The sequence below is a fragment of the Prevotella sp. oral taxon 313 genome, assembly GCF_003043935.1.
GTDB classification, from domain to species: domain Bacteria; phylum Bacteroidota; class Bacteroidia; order Bacteroidales; family Bacteroidaceae; genus Prevotella; species Prevotella jejuni.
This window is the reverse complement of the sequence record NZ_PYXE01000001.1, coordinates 86,750-108,700: the sequence shown is the minus strand read 5'-3', so window position 1 is coordinate 108,700 and position 21,951 is coordinate 86,750. Positions and strand designations below refer to the sequence as shown.

Genomic DNA, 21,951 nt, shown 5'->3' with positions numbered 1-21,951 from the left:
AAATAAAGAATGGACATGACGGACTGAGGAGGGACTGAATAAAACTACGAATGATGCGAATTACTCGAATAGGGAATATGTAATACGGGTAAAGATTGAGCTGAATAGAACTACGAATGACGCTAATTACTCGAATAGGGAAAGCGTAATACGGACAAAGATTGAGCTGAACAGAACTACGAATGACGCTAATTTCTCGAATAGGGAATGTGTAATACGGGTAAAGATTGAGCTGAATAGAACTACGAATTACCCGAATTTCTCGAATAGAAATACTCCCCCACGTTCGTAGAAAAGCGTAGGGGTATCTCGGTAATCACTCCCCTCTCCATTCGGAGAGGGGTTGGGGGTGAGGCCTTAGAGGGGTTGGGGGTGAGGCCGGAGGTGGCTTGGGAATGAGTCTATATGTGGCTGAGTGTGAGTCTGTAAGTAGTTGTGTTTGATGCCGTCGCACCTATTGTCTATTCAAACGGACGGACAATCATACCGCTGGAAGGAGCGGAATCTTGTAGAGTAGCTGTCTTGTTGTTAATTGTAAGAGCATAACTACCCGTTGAATTAGTCGGTACTGCGCTTGAAGACCAGTAATAACCTGTCACACCAGCAGCATTGAATTTATAGTTGTTCAAGCTTGTACTATAATATCCTAAGAGTGGAAGATAGAAATACTGGTCCATCTCTGTGGTAGCAGGGAGCGTCTTCGAAACTGCTTTTGATAGTCTTTTATAAGTGTTGCGTAGGTCGGTTGAAGCGTCATCAGGCTGATGACTATCAGAGAAGCCCGTGATATAAGCTCTCTTCTTAAACCATGTACCCCCTTTATAGAGGTAGCCCATAGTTGACCAAAGCTCATCAGCATCATAGCGTGGGTCGCCCTTCATCACATACCATGCCATCTCGTTAGCGTTAGGGAGGGCAGCAAAGTGAGAGGTTGAGGCTTCAAGCGGACCAGCGGCTGTACGATTAGGAGTGTAACTATCACTTCCTGGCTTTGGATAGTTCGTACTACTGGTTGTTAAGAACTTTGTTGGCTGCCATGGGTCAGCACTGTTCCATTCGTGCCCACTCCAATAGTTTGCCTTTGCATCCCACATATAATAGTTGGTACCACCATAGTCATTGATAGAGAGGTTGGCGGTCACGTCATGAATTGAGCCAGGAACAAAGGTGAGGGTAACATATTTAGTTACAGTGCCATCAATAGATCCCTTCGGATTATCAGCCGTATTGCGAAGCCAGTAACGGATGCGCAGACTATGCCTACCAGGTGCTATCACAGCGTAGGAAGCGTTCTTACTCATGTCAGCGGTCGTATTGTCGATAGCAAATCCACTCCCAGTCGTGAGTGTGATAGTCTTCGAACCACCCGAGGCAAGGGTGAGCGTGCCATCAGAAGCAATGTTGTAAACACCTGCAATGTCGTCTTCTGATGAAATCTCAATCTTAGTAATCTGACTATGCTGTACGTATGTATTACTTGAACGAGGGATGAGACAGATGAAAGAAGCCTTGTGCTCGAGTGTAAACTTATAGTCGCTCCCTACCTTTTGGGCAGTAGCTACACCGCAGTCACCCGACTCACCTGCATGGTCGAAGTTGTTAGGAGCAGTCTGAGTCTGTACCTTCTTTATCTCTACTTGTGGTTGTGAGCCTGTGAGACCTTTATTGGTATAGACAACAGCATGTGTCGGACTGGTGTAGCTACCAGCAACGGTAAACATGGCGTTAGACTTCTTTGAGGCAATAGGGAAGGTGGCTGTTGCACTCTGTCGCCACTGACCAGCATTGTCTTTCACCAATATCTTGTCAGTATTTCTCCATATAACAGAGGCTCCGCTACCCTTGGTATGATCGTAGATAATCGTGCGTGTCGGTGCTTCTTCTTGAGAGACACCACTGAAGGTCATGGAGTCCTCCACAACACGATGGCTCTCCTTAGCGTTCTGCAGAAGGTCATCATTTGTGCAACTCATCGTTACTGCTGCACCTATCAAAGCACAACCTACCCATGACGAAAGTAATCGTAAAGTCTTTATAAACATATATATCTTGTTCGTTAAGTGTGGTTAACCTTATCAATAAAGCGTCTATTCGCTCCAATTCTGACTTACACTCGCTACGTCCTCATCGTCCCAGAAGAATGCTTTCTTTGCGTCTCCAGCACCTTCCCCAGGGTTGATTCCACCAGCGTTGCCGCTTGCATTGACCATAAGAGTCTCTGTGTAAGTATTCAATAAATTACATTCTGGCTTAATGTACACGTTACGTACTAATTCTTTCTGCTTACTCATCAATCTAAACGAATTAATTGTTTTGCTCTTTCTTACTACGTTCTATCAACCAAACATACCTAAACTGTAGTTAATTATAACACATTAGTGGCCGTTACATCATGTAGAGTATAGCCGTAGTTTGAGTTTTCTGGGTTAATTTCGGTGCAAAGTTAAGAAAAAAGTTGATAACTAACAAAGAATAGAAAGGTTTTAATACAAATGTAGAAAACTTACATCTGCTTGCTAACTGTCTATGAGTCTAACCGTTATCGACGCTGAATGATGACGTAGATGATTACTGGAGCACCGATAAGTGGGGTGACGGCATTCAGAGGGATAACGCCTATCTCGCCTGGAAGAAAGCAGATAAAGTTGCAGAAAAGGGCTATGGCAGCACCCGTCAGAATCGTCCCTGGAAGCAGTACCTGATGATTGTCTGTGCGGAAGATAAGGCGTGCTATATGTGGAATAGCTAAGCCGATAAACGAGATAGGACCACAGAATGCGGTTGTAATAGCCGTTAACAGGCCTACGATAAGTAGTAGTAGGTTGCGTAGTCGACGTGTACTTATCCCTAAGCTCTCGGCATATTGAGGGCCTAAAAGGAGGATATTCAGGGGCTTAACCAATAGTAATGCACCCATGATACCCACTATGCAAAGGAGAGAGAATAGGGGGATATGACTCATTGAGACGCCTCCGAAGTTGCCCATACCCCATACCATATAGCTCTTGACACCCTCTTCTGAGGCAAAGAAGTTCAAGAGGGAGACGGCAGAAGAGGAGACATAACCCACCATGATACCCACTATTAACAATAAGACACTATTTCGCACTAAGGTAGAGAGGAACAGGATGAGGGCTGTAACAGTAATTGCTCCAAGGAAGGCGGCGGTGAGAATGGCAAGAAAACCAGACACTGTAAAGAGTGAAGTGGACACAGTTCCACCTAATAACAGCATTACTAAGGCTACTCCTAAGCCTGCTCCAGAACTGATACCGAACACATCTGGACCTGCCAAAGGGTTTCGAAAGGCGGTCTGAAGCATTAGTCCGCAGACTGATAAGGATGCTCCGCAGAGTAGGGCAGTAAGGGCTTGGGGCAAGCGGTTCTCTAATATGATGTATTGCCAGCTCTCCTTTCCTGCAAAACGACCACAGAGAATATGCAAGACATCGGTAAAGGGTATCTGAACTGAACCTGTTGTAAGATTCAATCCGAACAGAAGTAGGATGCTAACTGCTATACCTATATATAAAAGGAGGGCTCGTCTCATCATCTGGGGGCTGTGTTTATCATTCCTCTAACTTATGATAATAACGCAAAGGAGCGATGTGTAAGTCGGGATGGAAGAGTTGTATCAAGTCGGATAGCAGCCAGTCGGGACGCCAGCTGACCTCCTCGAAGTAGGGTTTACTATCCACTTTACAGCCATAAACCTCCTTTGTTTGATAAGGTTTAAGCTTTGCATAGCCTTGATATTCAGCCAACAAGCGTCGGAGATTGAACTCCCCATTATAACTCAACACCCAGAAGTCGCTTTGTCCGAACTTGTCTAAAATGGTCTCAAAAGGCATCGTAAGACTCCCACTGTGCTTATCGTTGGAATAAGCATACCGTCCATGTGCATCCTTATAAAGTAAGCCTATGCTGCTTTCTCCGCCTGGTAAATACCATACAGCACCCACCTTCCTGTCTGGCAGTATGCTACGTGTTATCTTACTGTGGCTTGCCTGCTTGCTTAAAGACTTATAGTTCTGTTCGACAACAGTAAATAATGAGTCGGCTTCGTGCTCCTTTCCATAGAGAAGACCATAGAATTTCATCCATTCAGCACGCCCTAAAGCAGAGGTCTCCATGTAGTCGGCACATTCTATGATAGGTACTCCTATCTGCTCTAAACGCCCATAACCACCGCTGTTCTCAAACGGAGAGAGTAGAATAGCGTCTGCTCTTAAGTCTATAATACGCTCTATATCAGGCTTCATAGCGTCACCACAGTCTACTATCCCCCCTTTTCTGTGGGCACGTCTTTGCACGTCTGGGATAATCATATACCTTAGGTCGGCCACACCTGCTATGGCTCTTGGTGCTTTTAGCATCTCAACAAGATTGGCATGGGCCGTCGTGAAGATAACACTCCTTTGTAGTGGGACAACAACCTTAGTACCATCATCGGGCACATTCACCTGCGTTCCACGCTTTACAAGATAGTAGGTATGTAGGATACTCCCCTCCTTCCATGGGTTTAAGAGGCGTACGGTCACATAATCTTTAGTATGCTCAATGGTAATATTGTGGGCATACTGCAGTTCTGATTGACTACCTTTAACGACTTGTTGTTTATGGGTGTTGCCACAAGACAAAAGTGTTAAAACAGAGAGAAGAAATACTATTAATGGGCGCATAAGCACAGTTTTATCATGCAAAAATACAAAAAAACACAGAATCCTTTGCTTGGTAACGATATTTTTTATACTTTCGTCCGCGAATCTATATTATTACCTACATTAATTAATCTAAACAACTAACACTATGGCAGCAGAACAGTCTAATAAACTTGGTAGCCATGTCGAGATGAAAAAGGTCTGGGAACTTTTAGTAATCATCGTGGTTACAGCCATTGTATGGAACTTACCCACCACGTGCTTTGGTATTGATGGGTTAACAGTAGTACAACAACGCATCATTGCAATCTTTGTCTTTGCTACTCTCTCGTGGCTAACAGAGTGTATCCCAGCGTGGGCAACCTCGCTGAGCATCATGTCTATCATGTGCGTCACCGTATCGAAGAACTCCTTCTGGATATTCAAAGGTGATGGAGTAGGGGAATTACTCGACTCGGAGGAGATAATGGCATCCTTTGCTGATCCAATCATTATGCTCTTCCTTGCGGGCTTTATTCTGGCCATTGCTGCGTCGAAGTCGGGACTTGACACACTATTGGCACGCAACCTTATCAAGCCTTTCGGTAACAAGAGTGAGAATGTTCTTTTGGGATTTCTACTTATCACAGGACTCTTCTCAATGTTCATCTCGAACACTGCCACAGCTGCTTTAATGCTTACCTTCCTAACTCCTGTCTTTGCAGCCCTGCCTGCTAATGGTAAAGGACGCATTGCTTTGACAATGTCTATCCCTGTTGCTGCCAACCTCGGAGGTATGGGAACACCGATTGGAACGCCTCCTAACCTCATAGCACTCAAGTATCTTAATGACCCTGCAGGCCTCGACATGAAGATTGACTTCATGCACTGGATGGCCTTCATGGCTCCGCTTGTAATCATCTTGCTCCTTCTCTCTTGGAGAATAATCCTCTATTTCTTCCCATTCACACAGAAGACTATCCATTTGAAGATTGATGGTGAGGTACACCGTGGATGGCGAATGTGGGTGGTAATCATTACCTTCATTGTCACAATCCTTCTATGGGTTATTCCAAAGAAGGTCACTGGTATTGATACTAACACAGTCTCCATGATTCCAATGGCAGTCTTTGCTATCACGGGAGTCATTACTGCTAAGGATATGCAAGATATAAATTGGAGTGTCATCTGGATGGTTGCTGGAGGCTTTGCCATTGGATTAGGTATGAACGGATCGGGCTTGGCTGATGCCGCTATTGAGAGTATTCCATTCCGCAATTGGAGTCCTATTGTCATCCTTGCTGTGTCTGGCTTGATTTGTTACTTCCTTTCTAACTTCATCTCAAACACTGCTACTGCAGCCTTGTTGGTACCTATCCTCGCTGTTGTCTGCCGTGGTATGGATCATAATCTCGATGGTATTGGTGGGACAAGTACGGTTCTCATTGGTATTGCCATAGCTGCCTCTACTGCTATGTGCCTCCCTATCTCTACGCCACCGAATGCTATTGCCTACTCAACAGGGCTTGTCAAGCAGAATGATATGCTGAAGGTGGGTCTGACATGTGGTGTCGTTTCCCTCGTATTGGGCTACGCGCTCCTTTATTTCATTGGTCAGGTACATTTCCTCTGATAAGGAGTTAGAATATTATAAACGCTAATCTAACAGGATGTTATTGTGAGATTAATCAGCTACTTTGTACTACTCTTGATGGGGGTGGTGCTCACGAGTTACCAACGCAAGCTTGCTGAGGCTAATGTTCAGAGGTGGATTCAATCTTTGACAAGGGAGAGTAAGAAGACAGTTGTTGACAATGATTTCTCAAACATACTGTTAGATAGGCGTGTCCCTTACGTTGGGTATATTGGAGCGAACTATCAGAAGCTCTCGATAACCTTTCAGAGAGTGCATCGAACGAGCGCCAACCGATATAGTGTCAGTGGTGTTACCATTGTCAAGAACAACCGTTGTAACTTCCGTGGGACTATCAACATCATTGATAATAGGCGGTTTATCCATCCTACGTATGGTGTAGACGACGCTATGAAGGGTCGGTTCAGACGACGTGGATGTAGTGTTGCAAAATACAAGTTGATGGAAGATACCCGTCAAAAGAGTAGTGGTGTGTTCTCTGGTTATCTGTTGTTTTATTGGTACGAGACTGTCGATGGCAGGATTGTCTATGACGACATTGATGACTATTCGGACTCCTTTTGCAACAACCAGTATGCTGGCTCATGGCGAAGTAACAGTACAAGGAAGGCAAAACCATGTGCGTGGGGACAATACCGAGTGCCGATCTGTGGGGATCTTGACATAGGGGCAGGGGAGTTCTCTGTCAATCCCAAGTATGCTAAATACGGCTGGGAAAAATAGTATCGGGCACGGATCAACCTCTGTATTGGCTCTGTGACGACTGATACAGCTTGTTCTGAATTCGTCATATAACGATGTGATGTAAGTCTGCAAGTCTCCTATAACAAGGGGGCACACGCTCTGTGTGCCCCTTTTTGTGGCTTTATCTCTATGATGCTCAAGCTCTTTATCCATGTTGACAACTATTCTCTGCTTCAAAGAAAGGCATGTCGTAATCTCGAACTTAAAGCTACAAACAACTTACACGAAGGTGTTTCGGCAATGTCTGGTGTGCTACTTGTGTGCATAGTCCTGTGTTACTCTGTGAGCGTTAAACGTATGCTATTGCTTTCGTCAGTTTCTCCATTCAATCATCTCGGCAATTACTCTACGCTTCAGAGTATGCTTTAAGCGCGTAAAAAATAATTACATAACATCAAGCAGAATACCCTCAAGATAGGAGTATAGCCTCACCTATAATCGAGTCTATAACTCACAAGCATCCAATATGTTACATACTGCGTTTGAGAACATGCCCTTCTTGCATGTAGAAGAGGCCCTTCTTGAGGCAAGAAGGGCATGTTCTTGAAGCAAGAAGGGCCTTCTCTTCAACGTTGTAGGGCGTGTACTGGATTCGAGAAGGGTGAAAATAATTTACAAGGAGATGGGGAGGAGTGAAGGAGTAGTTGTATAAGGAGTTAAGGAGTAGTTGTATAAGGAGTTAAGGAGTAGTTGTATAAGGAGTTAAGGAGTTAAGGAGTGAAAGGGAGATGTTGGATGAGGAGTTAAGGAGTGATAAGGAGTGAAAGGGAGTTAAGACAACAGCGACTACATCTTTTATAAGGAATGAATTTGATTGATACAATGCAGCCTTTTCTCTCTCTTTCTGTGTATTATGGCTCGTTGGGTGTCCCTTTCTCTCATAGTACGTCACGTAGATTAGCTTGCTCGGTGTCTCTTTCTGTCATAGAGTAATATGTCTCTTTACGCACAGAGGGAGTCCACAGGTAGGGAGGTTCACCCACGTTCCGTCTTTGGATGGATAAGATCGTGATTGTCGAAATAGTCTTATTTGATGCTAATAGAAGGCTAACACTAAGCGTGCAAACAGTCATGTAGGGGTAACCTCACTAATCATGCCCCTCCCTGTGGGAATGGAGTAGGGGGAGGGGGTAGCCGTTGTTTGGTGCTGGGCCAGCTGTTGTTTGATGGTGAACCAGCCGTAGTAGAGTGAGTGTCCACCATCTCATGAACGTTATTTACGGCTGTTCTCTTTGTTATCAGAAAATAAATACGTATGTTTGCAACTGTTTTCTATAACATTAAGTAAAGCTAAGAAGATGATAATAGCAGATTTAAGGGCATGCCATCGATACTATGGTCTGCATCCAAGGATGAAGGTGATGATGGATTATATCCTCCAACATGATTTCAGTCGGCTGATGGTGGGACGTATTACCCTCGATGGTGATGACTTGTTTATCAACTTAGATGAAGTGGAGTTGAAGCCTAAGGAGGAACAACGATTAGAGTTTCACAAGGACTATATAGACGTACAAGTTCCCTTGCTGCAGCCAGAAATGATGGGGTGGACTGCTTTGTCTGACTTGGGCAAGCCTGATATTGCCTACAACCCAACTACTGACTGTGGCTTCTATAAGCAAGCGGCAAAGGAATATCTCAAGGTAGAACCAGGACAATTCACCGTCTTCTTCCCTGAAGATGCACATGCGCCTATCATTGGAGAAGGACTGCAAAGGAAATTGGTGGGGAAGATTAGGATTTGAGACCTCCCCCGGCCCCTCCGAAGGAGGGGAGAGCCTAACGGAATGCTCGCTGCTGAAAGGTGGAATACATGAGGCACTTTGAGATGGAGAGAAATACTTCGCATACGCGGTTATGACGCTTGTTATATATGGTCATGGTGTTTGTTGTGTGTGGTCAAAACGCCCATGTGGTGTTGGTCATAATGCTCGGATGATGTGATAATAACGCTCCTTTAATTCGGTCATAACGCTTAGATGGTGGGATGATAACGGTTTGTGCGATTTCTGTTTTCGCTCTTCTTGTGGGATGGCGGGAGCTTTACACATTATTGTATAGGGATGTGACGAAAAGAATTGGGGGTTGAGGCGAAAGGAAGAGGTTGTTAGGATAAACTTACACCATCTGCAATATGAATTGACCTACAACTAAGGTGTGGTGATTACCCATCTTAGTTGTAGGTCGATTGCAGTTATATAAGTAGGTTGTGAACCACTCTTTCGGGTCTTTTTCTCGTCATTTGTGTTATGTTTACACACTCTTTAATCTAACAGGCCTTTATGTTAAGGGAAAGTGTTGTGACTTTTTAGGCAACTTTACTTTATTTAAGTAAAATGTGTAAAGAGGCTTAACTAATTAAGTTTGGTTTGTTAATATAAACATATCTTTATATTAAAAACGCTTGAATTTATCATTTTTTAAAATCTACAGAAGATTTCGTAATGAATTAATTACTAACTTTGCCGAACAATGTTGACATTTTGCGCAATCCCTGTTGAGCGAAAGAGGGACGTACATATACTATGAGGTTAATAAGATTTAGACGTGATATAATACCCGGGCACAAGTAAGAAGAATGACGGCTAACAGCTAATCCTATTTATACCATTTATTAGAACTTAAACTGACAGATGCCCATTCTGGCTGTGATAAGGCAGTCATGTATGTTAAACCGATTATTATAACCTAATTTTTAACGAAGATGAAGAAGTTTCTAATCAAGGCAGTATTGCCTGTTTCAATGGTAGTTTGTGCCGTTGCGGTTGCTTCCTGCTCACAAGATGAGCTTTTGACGCAAACCAAAGAACAAAGTGAAGAGAGTGTGTTGAATAACCCAAGGGAGATACGCAACTATCTGAAGACGTTGCCGTTAGCACCTATGATGACACGTGCTAATGGTCCGATAACTCCTGATAATGGTACTCCTCTACCTGTTGAGGAGGAAGACCCGGTTGTTGAGACGCAGGGTGTTCTCGATGGAATACCTGGTAATTGGGTGAAGACAACCCGACACTATAAGATTAAACAGACTTTCGATGAGAATTTCCTCTTTGATCCTACAAGCGATGTGGTTTATCCTGGATGCGTACTAAAGGGTGGTACGATAGCTAATGGTACTTATGCAATGATTACTTCACACAAGACTGGGGACGTGACCTTCTCTATCAGCTTGTCTCCTGCTGATCCAAGCAAGGCACACGAGACCTCTGCTACTGTTCCTAACATCCGTAAGAGCGAGTATCAAGAGGTATGGAATAAGTGGGCGACAATGGATTGGAAGGAGTCGCCAGTGACAACTATTCAGAGTGTGGAGAAGATTAACTCGCAGGAAGAACTTGTCACGAAGTTGGGTGTGGCAGTAACTGCTCCGGTTGCGAATGGCTCCATAAACCTCGGATTTAACTTCAATAAGAAGAAGAACCATATCTTAGCTCGTCTCATACAGAAGCACTTTACTGTCTCAACTGACGCTCCTAAGAAGGGTACTATCTTTGAGTCTATCGACAAAGATGCCCTCGACGGTTATCAGCCAGTCTACATCTCCAGCATTAACTACGGTCGTATCATCTATCTTTCAATTGAGACTGATGAGAAGGAACGCAACATCAATGAGGCTATTGAGTTCGCACTGAACAAAATTAAGGGTGTTGATGTTAACGTATCGGCTGACCAAGCAGTCAACTACCGTAAGATGTTGGCTAAAAGCGACGTACATATCACAGTTCTTGGAGGTGGGAAGACTATCCAACAAGAGATTTTGAAGGGTGATATTGACTCTTTCCAGCGTTTCCTTGCGGCTGATATTCCAATGGAGCAGATGTACCCTATTAGTTTCTCTTTGCGTTATGCTGTTGATAATTCACAGGCTCGTGTAGTGTCAAGCAGTGAGTTCACTGTTACACAACGCGACTTTGTTCCTGTATTCAAGAAGGTTCGTATGCAGTTACAGGTGCTTGGCTTCTCAGGACAACACAGTGGTCCACTTCCTAACTTAGATAAGGATGCTAACATCTGGGGTAAGGTCATGGTAGGAGTCAACGGTCAAGAGCACGAGCTTGTAGGCATTGCTCAGTCTAATCCGTTCTGGTTTGACTATCGAGAGAAGGAAGAAACATTACATCCAATAGGCTTTGGTGGTATCGTCAATGTCGAGTTTGACAAAGATAAGAACGAGAGTTTAGAGGACTTTGTAGACCATCAGAAGATATCTTTCATCACTGATTTGCATACAGAAAACGGTATTTATAAGTATAACTATGGTCGAACACAATTCAACCACACCCTTGGTACCGTCTTCTCTAAGTATAAGAGTGATAACCCAGTTGTCGTCTTAGAAAGTAACTATAAGCATATTAAGATTCACACTTACGTAAAGATTTTGGACCTTAAGTTCTTTAATTAAAAGACACCTATTGCTGTTTTATCGGCGTCAACACCATGGCGTCGATAAAAGCTGCAGTACATTAATTATCATAAAGTAGAATTTAAGACTATCAATATGAAAAGAGTTTCTACGCTTTTTGCCGTATTGTGCCTACTTTGTCAGCTCTCTGTGGCTGGTCCAATAGACCAGGCTCGAGCGTTGAAGATTGCTTCAAACTTCTTTGGACAAGGCACCACAACACGCCAACTCAGCATGGCGTATAAGGCACCCTACAAGGCTTCCCGTACAGGAAAGGCTGAGGAGAACCTATACTATATCTTCAATCGTGGTAATGATCAGGGTTATGTTGTTGTTGCAGCAGACGACCGTGTCTCTCCTGTCATCGCTTTCTCTGATAAAGGAAGCCTCTCAGAGAGTGACATACAAGCGAACCCTTCTATCAAGTGGTTATATGATGAGTATCGCAATCAGATAAAGTGGGCCATCGAGAACACGCCTGACACACCCTCACCAGAGTTCATGCAGGCATCGACTGTGCGTGCAAGTAACTATCAGATAGAGATTAGTCCACTTCTCGAATATGCTACTGACCGCAGGACAAGGCTCGCAACACCTATCAGCTGGGGCCAGAGTTGGCCTTTCAACCAGTATGCGCCGAACTATCGTTACAATGGTCAGACATACGAAACAGTGTCGGGTTGTGTGGCAACAGCCATCTGTACCGTTCTACGATGGCATAAGTGGCCACGTAAAGCACATGGTTCAGTGAGTTACTATTGGAAGCGTAACTACATGTCATTGAACTTTGACGGTCAAGGATCAGAGAATGCAGCATACGATTGGAGCCAGATGCCAGCCGGAGTAGATAGGTATGGGCGCGATAGAACAACTGGTCGTGAGCTTACAGCATTACAGGCTGATAACATAGGACGCCTTTTGCGCGACATTGGTTATGCTGTTCAGATGGACTATAATCCTGCTTCTGCAGGTGGGTCGGGTGCTTATGTCTACAATGCCCCAGCCGTTCTCACACGTAACTTCGGCTATAAGAGCAGCGTAAGGTTCCTCCAACGCAGCAACTACTACGAGCAGAGCTGGCTAAGAGAGATACATGATGAGTTGAGAGATTACGGTCCTGTAGTCTATGCAGGCTTCTCTGGTGGTGGTGGCCACTGTTTTGTACTCGATGGTTATGCGTCAAATGGCTTCGTACATGTCGATTGGGGATGGAACTATTCATCAAATGGTTGGCATAAGCTCAACGTGTTGCGCCCAGGACAAGAAGGTATTGGTGGCGGTAGTGGAGGCTATAGTTCTGATCAGCAGATGCTACGTTATCTGAAACCTGACCGTAACGATGACCCTGACCCAGAGCCTAATCCAAATCCAGAACCAAAGCCTGACCCACAACCCGACGTTGAAACAGGTACTAACCTGTATATTGCAGCTAAGTGCGAACAGACCGCTTTAGCACAGCAGAACTCTGTCCCAGTCACTATCACTATTGGTAATAAGAACAGCGAGTCAGCTTATTCAGGTCGATTAGCCCTTGCCCTCTATCAAGAGGAGAATGATGCTTACTCTACGATAATCTCTACAACGACGGCTTCTGTCGGTGCTGAGTCAACGAAGAAGGTGACTTTCTATGCCAACCTCGCCAACGTCAAGGCTGGAACCTATCATCTTACTGTCAATTACGCCAAGGGTTCAGGCTTCAAGGCCATCGATGCCGTTGCCGGAACAGTTGCCATTGGTAAGGCTGATCCAGACCCGGATCCAGACCCAGACCCAGTTGTTAAGCAGCCAGAACTGTATGCTGTACAGCGTATAACAGAGTATGTTAAGAAGGGACAGAACACGAAGATTGTCTCAACTCTTGCCAATGAAGGTAATACCGACTATAATGGTAGCTTGAAGCTCTACGCTCTTCCTGCTGAATCAAATGATGTTAAGGCAGCCACCCTCATCTCTGAAGGCAACGCAAAGATAGCCAGAGGCGAGCGTGTAACGTTCTCTTTCTATACGAACGACAACTTCGGACGCTTGGAGGTAGGCAAGTATAACCTGCTTGCAGGGTATGATGTTGATGGTGAAGAGGTTGCTGTCAAGGTGAAAACAGATGCGAAAGTATGGAAGATAGGCGAACTAACCATCAATGCGGCTGATGATGATGATAACAACTCACAGACTGTTCATGATTTGAAGTTGCAGACTATCTATTTCTATCAGGGTAGTAGCTACCTTGGATCAGACAATGCTTACGTGTCAACTGCCCACAGCAAGTTTACTGCTCGCGTTTACTTGAAGTCAGTGAATGGCTTTGAAGGTCGCGTGAAGTTCTATGTCACCAATGCACAGTTGAGTTCTAAGCCTCTCAATAGCAACATGACAGAGACACGAACCATCACGTTAAAGCCAAATAGTAACGGTTATATCGAGGTATCACTGCCTACAAGATACCTATCGAAGGGGCGTTATTACATGAATATCCTCTATAACAATGGAGGTGCAACATGGCTTTATTACCCAACAGATGTCGTTCCTTTCAATGTCTATGCCGCTTTCAACCAACCTGCCCCATCTTACTTATTCAGCAACAAACCAACACTTGGTCCAACCTTTGACTTTGACACCCCTCCATTCTATGGTGAACACTTCCAATCAATTGGTAATAAAGTTGATGGAGAAAGTATCCCATTGGGTATTGACGAGGTTGCCGTTGGTGGTACGGAGCTGTCTGTTTCATCGGGCGTTGTGACGGATAACGTTATTCTCACAGCCGCAAAGGCTTGCACTGTAAGCATTTATAGCGTACAAGGAAAGCTTATCAGCAAGTATAACGTTAAGTCTGGCGACAATGTTATCAGCGTTGCCAATCTGCCAGCAGGTGTCTATCTCATCGGTACAGGTACAACAACTTGTAAGATAGTAAAGCGTTAATAGAATAGGACTGACATAATTAGGCGTATTAGTTGAATTCACATTGAGGACTCCCTCAGTGTGGATTCTTCGTACTTTATAATTGTGATTTATGTGCTATCTCTCGTTCTTCTACGCTTCATGTAGTGATACTTTCGAGTCTTGTATGGCAATTGTTGTTGACTTGGCAATGCTCCTTTCTGGTGGTGATAATGCTTCCTCCAATTGTTGTTAGCGCTGATCCTAATTGCTGTTAACGCTGATTCTAATTGCTGTTAACGCTGATTTTAAGTGTTGTTAGCGCTGACTCTAATTGTTTCTAACGTTTATTTTAATTGGTGTTAACGCTGATTTTAAGTGGCGTTAGCAGTCATTTTAAGTTGCGGAAATAGTTTTATTTAGCTGTGCGAATGTCCCTCAATCCTTTCTCCATGTACTACCTGTTGTTGAGTAGTTCTTTTTCTTGTCAATAGCACAGGTGAATCAGATGTTTATTGGTACGCATGTAAAGCCCACGAAGGGCCTCCGATCGACAGGTGGCACAGCGCTTCTCTACTATCATTAGGCTTATAGTTTGTGAGTTCTTGCACCTAATGAGGTCTCTGTGTGTACTGGAATAATATGTTTTTCTGTGTTATGATGCAAGAAAAAGGACGCACCTTTTTATGTTTCTTAGTATGTTTATAGGAGTAATTTGGCAATCGCTTTACACAATATAAGGCTCTATAAGGCTGTGAAAAATAATTACATAGCAGCGTGTTAAACGCCCTCAATACAAGGGTATAATCTCTTCTATAATCGAGTTTATAACCGTCAAGTAATCAGAGCGTTACAAATAGCGTTGAAGAACATGCCCTTCTTGCCCCAAGAAGGGCCTCTTCTACGTGCAAGAAGGGCATGTTCTCGAACGTAGAAGGGCGTCTTCTTCAATCATGAAGACCGTGTGGTGGAATTGAGGAGAGTAAAAAGTGAGGACCTCTCCCGGCCCCTCCGAAGACCTCCCCCGGCCCCTCCGAAGGAGGGGAGAGCCTAACCTGCTATGAGAAAGCGTATGATATTAGTACTTGTTGGTAATCGTTGTTCAATGACTAACAGCTCTTCTTCACTATTTTACATTATTCACCTACCATCCACAAAACCCTTTCATCACCACCTAACATCATACACTTACCATCCTACAAAGCACATCATCAACACCTAACATTCATCACCTATCACCCACCAAAGCACATCATCAACACCTAACATTCAATATCTACTATCCCACAAAGCACATCATTAACACCTAACATTCAACACCTACCACCCCACAAAGCACATCATCAATACCTAACATTCAACACCTATCATCCCACAAAGCACATCATCAACACCTAACATTCAACATCTACTATCCCACAAAGCACATCATTAACACCTAACATTCAACACCTACCACCGCACAAAGCACATCATCAACACCTAACATTCAACACCTACCACCCCGCAAGCTCTTATTACTCCATCTATCGGACGAGTAAAAGAAATGACCTACAACTAATGTGCGAGCTACGTCACATTAGTTGTAGGTCATGATATATACATATTGGTCCTCTAATTGAGATAAGTTCCTTATATTAATATAGATAACTGATAAGTAGCAGACAGCTATTTACAAGTCTTCGACTGATTTTTACGTCTCCACTAACTTGTATTTACGCCTTCACCAACGTATGTTTACGTCCTCACAGAACTTATATTTAAGTATTCTTTCCTTATATTCTCGCCCCGTGAAAACGTCTTATTCGTGCGTTACGCCTTATCTATCCCCCCCACACCCAACCGTGTCCCGTTAGGCTCTCCCCTCCTTCGGAGGGGTCGGGGGAGGTCCCCTTTACCCTTTTATCATTAGAAGTGTACCCTAAAGTCCACGCCCATTTGGAACGGATTACCAAGTTGTGCGAAGGTGTAGCGAGTACCAGTAGCAGCGCTCTGAACGGCGAAGCTGTTGTATTTAGTATCTGTTAAGTTACGCACCCATAGGTTGACATGTAGCGGACCAAAGTCGGCATCGGCATGGGCACCTACCACTGCATAGAAGTTCTGACCGATAATGTTCTGCTCATCCCAGTAGGTCTTACCCTGTGCAGAGAGGTTCATTCCCACCGTGACACTACGCAAGTGGAAGCGATTAGACGCATCCAGCAAGGCTGCAGGGTCAACATCTATACGATAGTCAGCATTGGCGCCGAGTGTATGTTGCGGTACGAAAGGTACACGCTTATCCTTGTAATCAACCATACCAACGCCTGCGATAGAGTCTTTATACTCATCGAACTGTGCACTTGTAAAGCCATAGCTGAGTCCGTAAGTTAGTTTATTGTCGAGTGCAACACCACGGAGTGTTGCCTCCAAGCCGCAAGAATGGCTGCGACCAGCATTCGTCATCACACGCCCAAAGCCATAGTTACCAGCCATCACAGAGAGCTGCTGATTGCGAATCTGCATATAGTAAGCAGCGAGGTCGAGGTGTACTTGGTTGTTGAAGAGATTTAGGTGTGCTCCTACCTCATAGTTCCAGCTGGTCTCTGGCTTATACTCAATCGTCTTTGCGATACGCTCATAGTAAGCCTCATCATGTGCGATGTCGACATCAGCACGGGCCTTGTTAGCCGCCTGAGAGGTCTCGGTCTGCAGCACATCAGAGAACATCTCGAAGTTATAACCGCCTGCTCGATAGCCTTTTGACCATGTCGCATAGACATTACTACCGTTTTGAAGACGATAAGTCAGGCCCACTTTTGGGAGAAGCTGCTTGAAGCTGTCATGCTCGCTATGCTTCAGTGCTGAGGTGATAACAGGGTTGATGGTTACACCCATCACACTCTCCTGCAGCGCAACACGTGCAGAGGTTTCGTAATCAATGTTTACACGTGAGTAATCATAGCGTAAACCCAAGGTCGCCATAAGGCGATCAGTGAGTTCAATGTTGCTTTCATGGTAGACACCCAAGTTGAGTGTTGGCGTATGGAAGACACCTGGGACAGGGTCCATCGTCATGTTGATGTTGACACCACCAGCCCCAGCAATCATCGCAGCGACGCTTGCTCGTGCCGTCTTGTTGGCGAGTTCCTCTGACATTCCGCCTGCTATCATCCTTTGAGCCATACGAGCAGCCATAGCGTTAAGCATTCCGTTGTAGGCATAGTCAGTAATCTTCTTAGAGAGATAGCTGTTCATATCTTGATCGAAGTAGACGGGTGCCGTCGTCTTCAACCACTGATAAGACCCGAAAGCACCGAAGGTCCAATGCCACTTACTATCATTTTGGCTCTTAACAGATAGTTCCTCCGTCACCGTGTTACCCAACTGACGCTGCGTAAGGTGCATGAAGTCTTGTGGACGATAGTCTATATCCATGAGCATGTAGTCGCGTAGGTACTGCCAAGAAGTCATCGAATTGATGTCAAATCCATTACCTGCATATTTGATGCCCAGTCCTGTGTTGATGATATTACGGCGATAATTGCTCTGTCGATTTTGGTTAGGTGATTGTGTACCAGCCTTCAATCCATAGAGAGGAGAGGTGATAGTAGCAGCAGCAAGTTCGTCTTCTGTAACCACCTGACCGTATGGGAAGCCATTTTGACGAGTATATTGATAGTCGGCAATGAGGTCGAAGTTCAGTCTGTCCGTTGGTCTCCACAGCAATCGACCCTTACCTCCAAACTCATTGATAAGGTCGGCATGTGAGCCATCATACTGATTACGGAAGAACCCATTCTGCCCTCCATAGAAGCCAGCAACGGCAAATGCCATCTTATCATTGACTTTCTTATAGTGGCTTACCTCTGCTTTTCGATATAACTTCGAGCCGATAGAGAGTTGAACATCAGTCCCTTGATACTGGAAAGGATTGCGACTATAAAGGCGAATCAGTCCCCCTTCGGTGTTCATACCATAGAGTGTACCCTGTGGACCATGCAGAACATCAACACGGTCGACGTCATACGTATGGAAATTAAAGGCACTCTTGTTCAAGATAGGCATACCATCTACATAAATACCCACGGCAGGTGAGTAGACACGTGAGCCTATTCCACGCATATAGATAGAAGAGGTATAACGGCTTCCATACTCTGGCATGGCAAATGAAGGTACGAAGACAGAGAGGTTACGCACGTCCTGTACGTTGAGATTACGTATCAAATCGCCATTAAAAGAGGTGCTACTCAATGGCTGCTGACGCAGGCGGAAAGCCTCCTTAGGCTGGTCGACAACGACAACCTCGTCTATGTCATAGACTCTGGAGGTATCTCCTTTCTCGATAATGTTATTGGCCTGTATTGCCATAGGTAAAGATGTCGCCACCAGAAGAGCAATACCAAATTTAGACTTAACCATATAATCTTATTTCTAATATTTTTGTATTTAATTAACGATGGCAAAGGTAGGAAGAAAAAAGACACGGCGCAATCCTCATTTATTAGGAATATTGCATACAAGCAGCTGATTATTAATGAATAAAAAGGAGTTTACGACCAATGTAGACGTAATACTATAAGAAGCGAGCCTTGAGTGGTTAGGGGCAGATGGTAGGTTGATTCATCTTATTAGAGTTTGCTGGCTGCCCTACCGAATGTTATGATTTCAGAGCTAAATAGCCCTCTACTGATGACTGAAAAACGCTAAGATGATAGCAAGTAAAACAAACTACTCCACACTTCAGAGGACTTTATAAGGGTGTGAAAAATCATTACATTGTAATGAGCTAAATACCCTCTGGATAGGTGTATGATACCTCTTATAATTAAGTCTGTAAACTTCAATAAATCAGTATGTTATGTTTGGTGTTGGAGAACATGCCCTTCTTGCATGTAGAAGAGGCTCTTCTTGAGGCAAGAAGGGCATGTTCTTGAACGTTGAAGGGCATGTTCTCCTTTGCTGTTTATAACCATCTGAATCACTGTTAGTTGTAAGCTTGATTATAGTGTGTGTTTGGCTTGCTGTTTACTGACTCTTATTTGGATTCATGTAAAATAATTTCAAGCATTCGATAGACGTAATGTAACAATAGAAGAAATCGTATTGTGGTATGGTAGGATAGGAGTACATCGGTACAGAAAAGTACTTTTAGCGAGAATGTTGTGTATTAATTCACCTTTTCATTGGTTTTTTAGTTTATTATTACTATCTTTGTCAAATTGCAAAAATAACATAGAAAAATAAACAAAATAGGTATATGCCGATAGGTCTTATGGGAGATGAGAGAGACGGAATAGCGTAACGAAATGTACAAAAGACGGATTTCTCTTATTGAAAATAAAATCTTATCTTTGCAAAGAACACTTAGGAAAGAGATTAGAACATGATATCAATTGACGGACTGACGGTGGAATTTGGCGTGAAGCCATTGTTTAAGGATGTTTCATTCGTCATCAATGAGCGAGACAGGATAGCCTTAGTGGGTAAGAACGGAGCGGGAAAGTCAACCATGCTGAAGATACTCTGTGGGATGCAGAAGCCTACGAGCGGGTCCGTTTCTGTACCGAACGATACGACAATAGGCTACCTGCCGCAGGTGATGAAGCTTTCTGACGATACGACCGTGAAGGAGGAAACGCGCAAGGCCTTCGCTGACAAGACGAAGATGGAGGCCAAGCTCAAGGAGATGGAGCAGGAGATGGCCGAGCGCACCGACTATGAGAGTGACGGATATGCCGAACTCGTTGAGCGTTTTACGACGGAGCATGAACGCTATATGATGATGGGAGGTGAGAATTATGAGGCTGAGATAGAGCGCACACTGACGGGTCTTGGCTTTACGAGAGACGATTTCGACCGCCCTACTCGTGAGTTCTCTGGTGGATGGCGTATGCGTATTGAGTTAGCAAAGATACTCCTCCGCCGTCCAGACGTACTCTTACTTGATGAGCCTACGAACCACCTTGACATTGAGTCAATCCAATGGTTGGAGCAATTCCTTGCCCAGAGTGCTAAGGCTGTAGTACTGGTTAGTCACGACCGAGCATTTGTTAATAATGTAACGAACCGTACGCTTGAGATAACCTGTGGGCATGTGGAAGACTATCGGGTGAAGTATGACGAGTATCTTGTCCTTAGGAAAGAACGTCGCGAACAGCAGCTTCGTGCCTATGAGAACCAACAGAAGGAGATTGCCGACACCAAGGCGTTTATCGAACGGTTCCGTTATCAGGCCACGAAAGCCGTTCAGGTGCAGCAACGCATCCGTCAGTTGGAGAAGATAGTACCCATAGAAGTGGACGAGGTGGACAATTCGGCTATGCGTCTGAAATTCCCTCCGTGTCTGAGAAGTGGAGACTATCCTGTCATTGCAGAGGGTTTGGGGAAGACTTATCCAAGTAGACTGCATAGTGACGGACCGGGTCAGACGGTCTTTGAGGGTGTCGACCTTATTATTAAAAGAGGTGAGAAAGTGGCCTTCGTCGGTAAGAACGGTGAGGGAAAGTCTACCTTCGTGAAGTGTGTTATGGGTGAGATTCCATTTGACGGTACGCTGAAGATAGGGCATAACGTGCAAATTGGTTATTTCGCACAGAACCAGGCACAACTATTAGACGAGAACCTTACGATTTATGAAACTATCGATAGGGTGGCTACAGGAGACATGCGTCTGAGGATAAACGACCTCCTCGGTGCGTTTATGTTTGGTGGAGAGACGTCAGAGAAGTATGTTAAAGTACTCTCAGGAGGTGAGCGTTCGCGCTTAGCGATGATTAAGCTATTGCTTGAACCCGTAAACCTTCTTATCCTTGATGAGCCTACCAACCATCTTGACATAGCCTCAAAGGAAGTGTTGAAGGAAGCTATTAAGGCCTTTGATGGTACGGCTATCATCGTGAGCCACGACCGTGAGTTCCTCGATGGACTGGTAAGTAAGGTCTATGAGTTCGGTGGTGGTAAGGTGAGAGAACATTTAGGTGGTATCTACGATTGGCTTAGAAGCTCCAGTGAGTCCCTCCAACTCGCTCGAAAGGGAAAGGGTACTGAGACAGTGTCGCTGTCATCTGATAATAGTAGAAATGCTGCTCCCCTCCCTTCGGAAGGGTCGGCTGAAACCTCAGGTGAGACCTTGTCATACGCTGAACGTAAGGAACTGCAGAAGAAGATACGTAAGGCGCAACGCGCAGTGGACGACTCGGAAGCTAAGATAGCGAAGCTGGAAGCCCGCAAGAGCGAACTCGACGAGCTCCTTATGGCACCAGAGAATGCCTCGAATATGGAACTCGTTTCGGAATATACCAACCTTCAGCGTGAACTTGATGAGGAGAACGACCGATGGCTCATACTGTCGGAAGAGCTGGAGGGGATGAAGGAGTAGGGGACCTCCCCCAGCCCCTCCAAAGGAGGGGAGCCGCAAACCTGCTATGGCTGGATAGGTCGGTTACTTGTGATGGGAATGTTATCTTTTTAATAGTTTGTGGGTGTTCCTCACGATAGTTTGTGGATGAGAAATTTTCTATATTACTCTCTGATAGAGGGTTAAAGTTATATATTAACTATGATGAGCAGGCCTGTTTCCTGCACTCCCCTCCTTCGGAGGGGTTGGGGGAGGTCCCAAACTTGCTATGGCAGGATAGGTCGGC

General features: G+C 44.6%; 11 protein-coding genes. 6 read left to right on the top strand and 5 right to left on the bottom strand.

Annotated elements, in window-relative coordinates; genetic code table 11:
* Positions 1-461: 461 nt before the first annotated feature.
* The 4 genes from AXF23_RS00520 to AXF23_RS00505 all read right to left on the bottom strand — a co-directional run bounded on the left by AXF23_RS00520 (position 462) and on the right by AXF23_RS00505 (position 4,682).
* Complete coding sequence (locus AXF23_RS00520; protein ID WP_107623919.1) at positions 462-2,042, bottom strand: hypothetical protein; 1,581 nt, start codon at positions 2,040-2,042, stop codon at positions 462-464.
* Between the two features lie 45 nt (positions 2,043-2,087).
* Complete coding sequence (locus AXF23_RS00515; RefSeq protein WP_107623918.1) at positions 2,088-2,291, bottom strand: hypothetical protein; 204 nt, start codon at positions 2,289-2,291, stop codon at positions 2,088-2,090.
* Positions 2,292-2,539: 248 nt separating this feature from the next.
* Entirely contained in the window at positions 2,540-3,550 is a 1,011-nt protein-coding gene (locus AXF23_RS00510; RefSeq protein WP_107625748.1) for an iron ABC transporter permease, read from the bottom strand.
* Between the two features lie 19 nt (positions 3,551-3,569).
* Positions 3,570-4,682 carry an ABC transporter substrate-binding protein gene (locus AXF23_RS00505; RefSeq protein WP_009011743.1) on the bottom strand — a complete coding sequence of 371 codons (1,113 nt, stop codon included), beginning with the start codon at positions 4,680-4,682 and terminating at the stop codon, positions 3,570-3,572.
* Between the two features lie 127 nt (positions 4,683-4,809).
* Here AXF23_RS00505 and AXF23_RS00500 point away from each other — a divergent pair, with 127 nt between their 5' ends.
* From AXF23_RS00500 to AXF23_RS00480, 5 genes are all read left to right on the top strand, one after another.
* Positions 4,810-6,273, top strand: coding sequence for an SLC13 family permease (locus tag AXF23_RS00500; RefSeq protein WP_009011745.1), 1,464 nt, complete (start codon positions 4,810-4,812; stop codon positions 6,271-6,273).
* A gap of 45 nt (positions 6,274-6,318) precedes the next feature.
* Complete coding sequence (locus tag AXF23_RS00495) at positions 6,319-7,017, top strand: hypothetical protein (RefSeq protein ID WP_009011746.1); 699 nt, start codon at positions 6,319-6,321, stop codon at positions 7,015-7,017.
* A 1,319-nt stretch (positions 7,018-8,336) separates the two neighbouring features.
* A complete protein-coding gene (locus AXF23_RS00490) occupies positions 8,337-8,783 on the top strand; it encodes a NanQ anomerase/TabA/YiaL family protein (protein WP_009011747.1) in 447 nt (148 codons plus the stop codon).
* Positions 8,784-9,742: 959 nt separating this feature from the next.
* Positions 9,743-11,443 carry a thiol-activated cytolysin family protein gene (locus AXF23_RS00485; RefSeq protein ID WP_009011748.1) on the top strand — a complete coding sequence of 567 codons (1,701 nt, stop codon included), beginning with the start codon at positions 9,743-9,745 and terminating at the stop codon, positions 11,441-11,443.
* Positions 11,444-11,539: 96 nt separating this feature from the next.
* The gene (locus AXF23_RS00480; protein WP_107623916.1) at positions 11,540-14,365 is read left to right on the top strand and encodes a C10 family peptidase; all 2,826 of its coding nucleotides are present in this window, start codon (positions 11,540-11,542) and stop codon (positions 14,363-14,365) included.
* A gap of 1,866 nt (positions 14,366-16,231) precedes the next feature.
* Here the strand turns inward: AXF23_RS00480 and AXF23_RS00475 are convergent.
* Positions 16,232-18,727 carry a TonB-dependent receptor gene (locus tag AXF23_RS00475; protein ID WP_107623915.1) on the bottom strand — a complete coding sequence of 832 codons (2,496 nt, stop codon included), beginning with the start codon at positions 18,725-18,727 and terminating at the stop codon, positions 16,232-16,234.
* A 964-nt stretch (positions 18,728-19,691) separates the two neighbouring features.
* Here AXF23_RS00475 and AXF23_RS00470 point away from each other — a divergent pair.
* Entirely contained in the window at positions 19,692-21,686 is a 1,995-nt protein-coding gene (locus AXF23_RS00470; RefSeq protein WP_107623914.1) for an ABC-F family ATP-binding cassette domain-containing protein, read from the top strand.
* The last annotated feature ends 265 nt before the right edge of the window (positions 21,687-21,951 follow it).

Excerpts from the sequence above, each read along its gene's own strand:
- AXF23_RS00485 (WP_009011748.1), top strand. The coding sequence starts at position 9,743 with ATGAAGAAGTTTCTAATCAAGGCAGTATTGCCTGTTTCAATGGTAGTT.
- AXF23_RS00510 (WP_107625748.1), bottom strand. The coding sequence starts at position 3,550 with ATGAGACGAGCCCTCCTTTTATATATAGGTATAGCAGTTAGCATCCTA.
- AXF23_RS00515 (WP_107623918.1), bottom strand. The coding sequence starts at position 2,291 with ATGAGTAAGCAGAAAGAATTAGTACGTAACGTGTACATTAAGCCAGAA.
- AXF23_RS00500 (WP_009011745.1), top strand. The coding sequence starts at position 4,810 with ATGGCAGCAGAACAGTCTAATAAACTTGGTAGCCATGTCGAGATGAAA.
- AXF23_RS00480 (WP_107623916.1), top strand. The coding sequence starts at position 11,540 with ATGAAAAGAGTTTCTACGCTTTTTGCCGTATTGTGCCTACTTTGTCAG.
- AXF23_RS00505 (WP_009011743.1), bottom strand. The coding sequence starts at position 4,682 with ATGCGCCCATTAATAGTATTTCTTCTCTCTGTTTTAACACTTTTGTCT.
- AXF23_RS00470 (WP_107623914.1), top strand. The coding sequence starts at position 19,692 with ATGATATCAATTGACGGACTGACGGTGGAATTTGGCGTGAAGCCATTG.
- AXF23_RS00490 (WP_009011747.1), top strand. The coding sequence starts at position 8,337 with ATGATAATAGCAGATTTAAGGGCATGCCATCGATACTATGGTCTGCAT.
- AXF23_RS00520 (WP_107623919.1), bottom strand. The coding sequence starts at position 2,042 with ATGTTTATAAAGACTTTACGATTACTTTCGTCATGGGTAGGTTGTGCT.
- AXF23_RS00475 (WP_107623915.1), bottom strand. The coding sequence starts at position 18,727 with ATGGTTAAGTCTAAATTTGGTATTGCTCTTCTGGTGGCGACATCTTTA.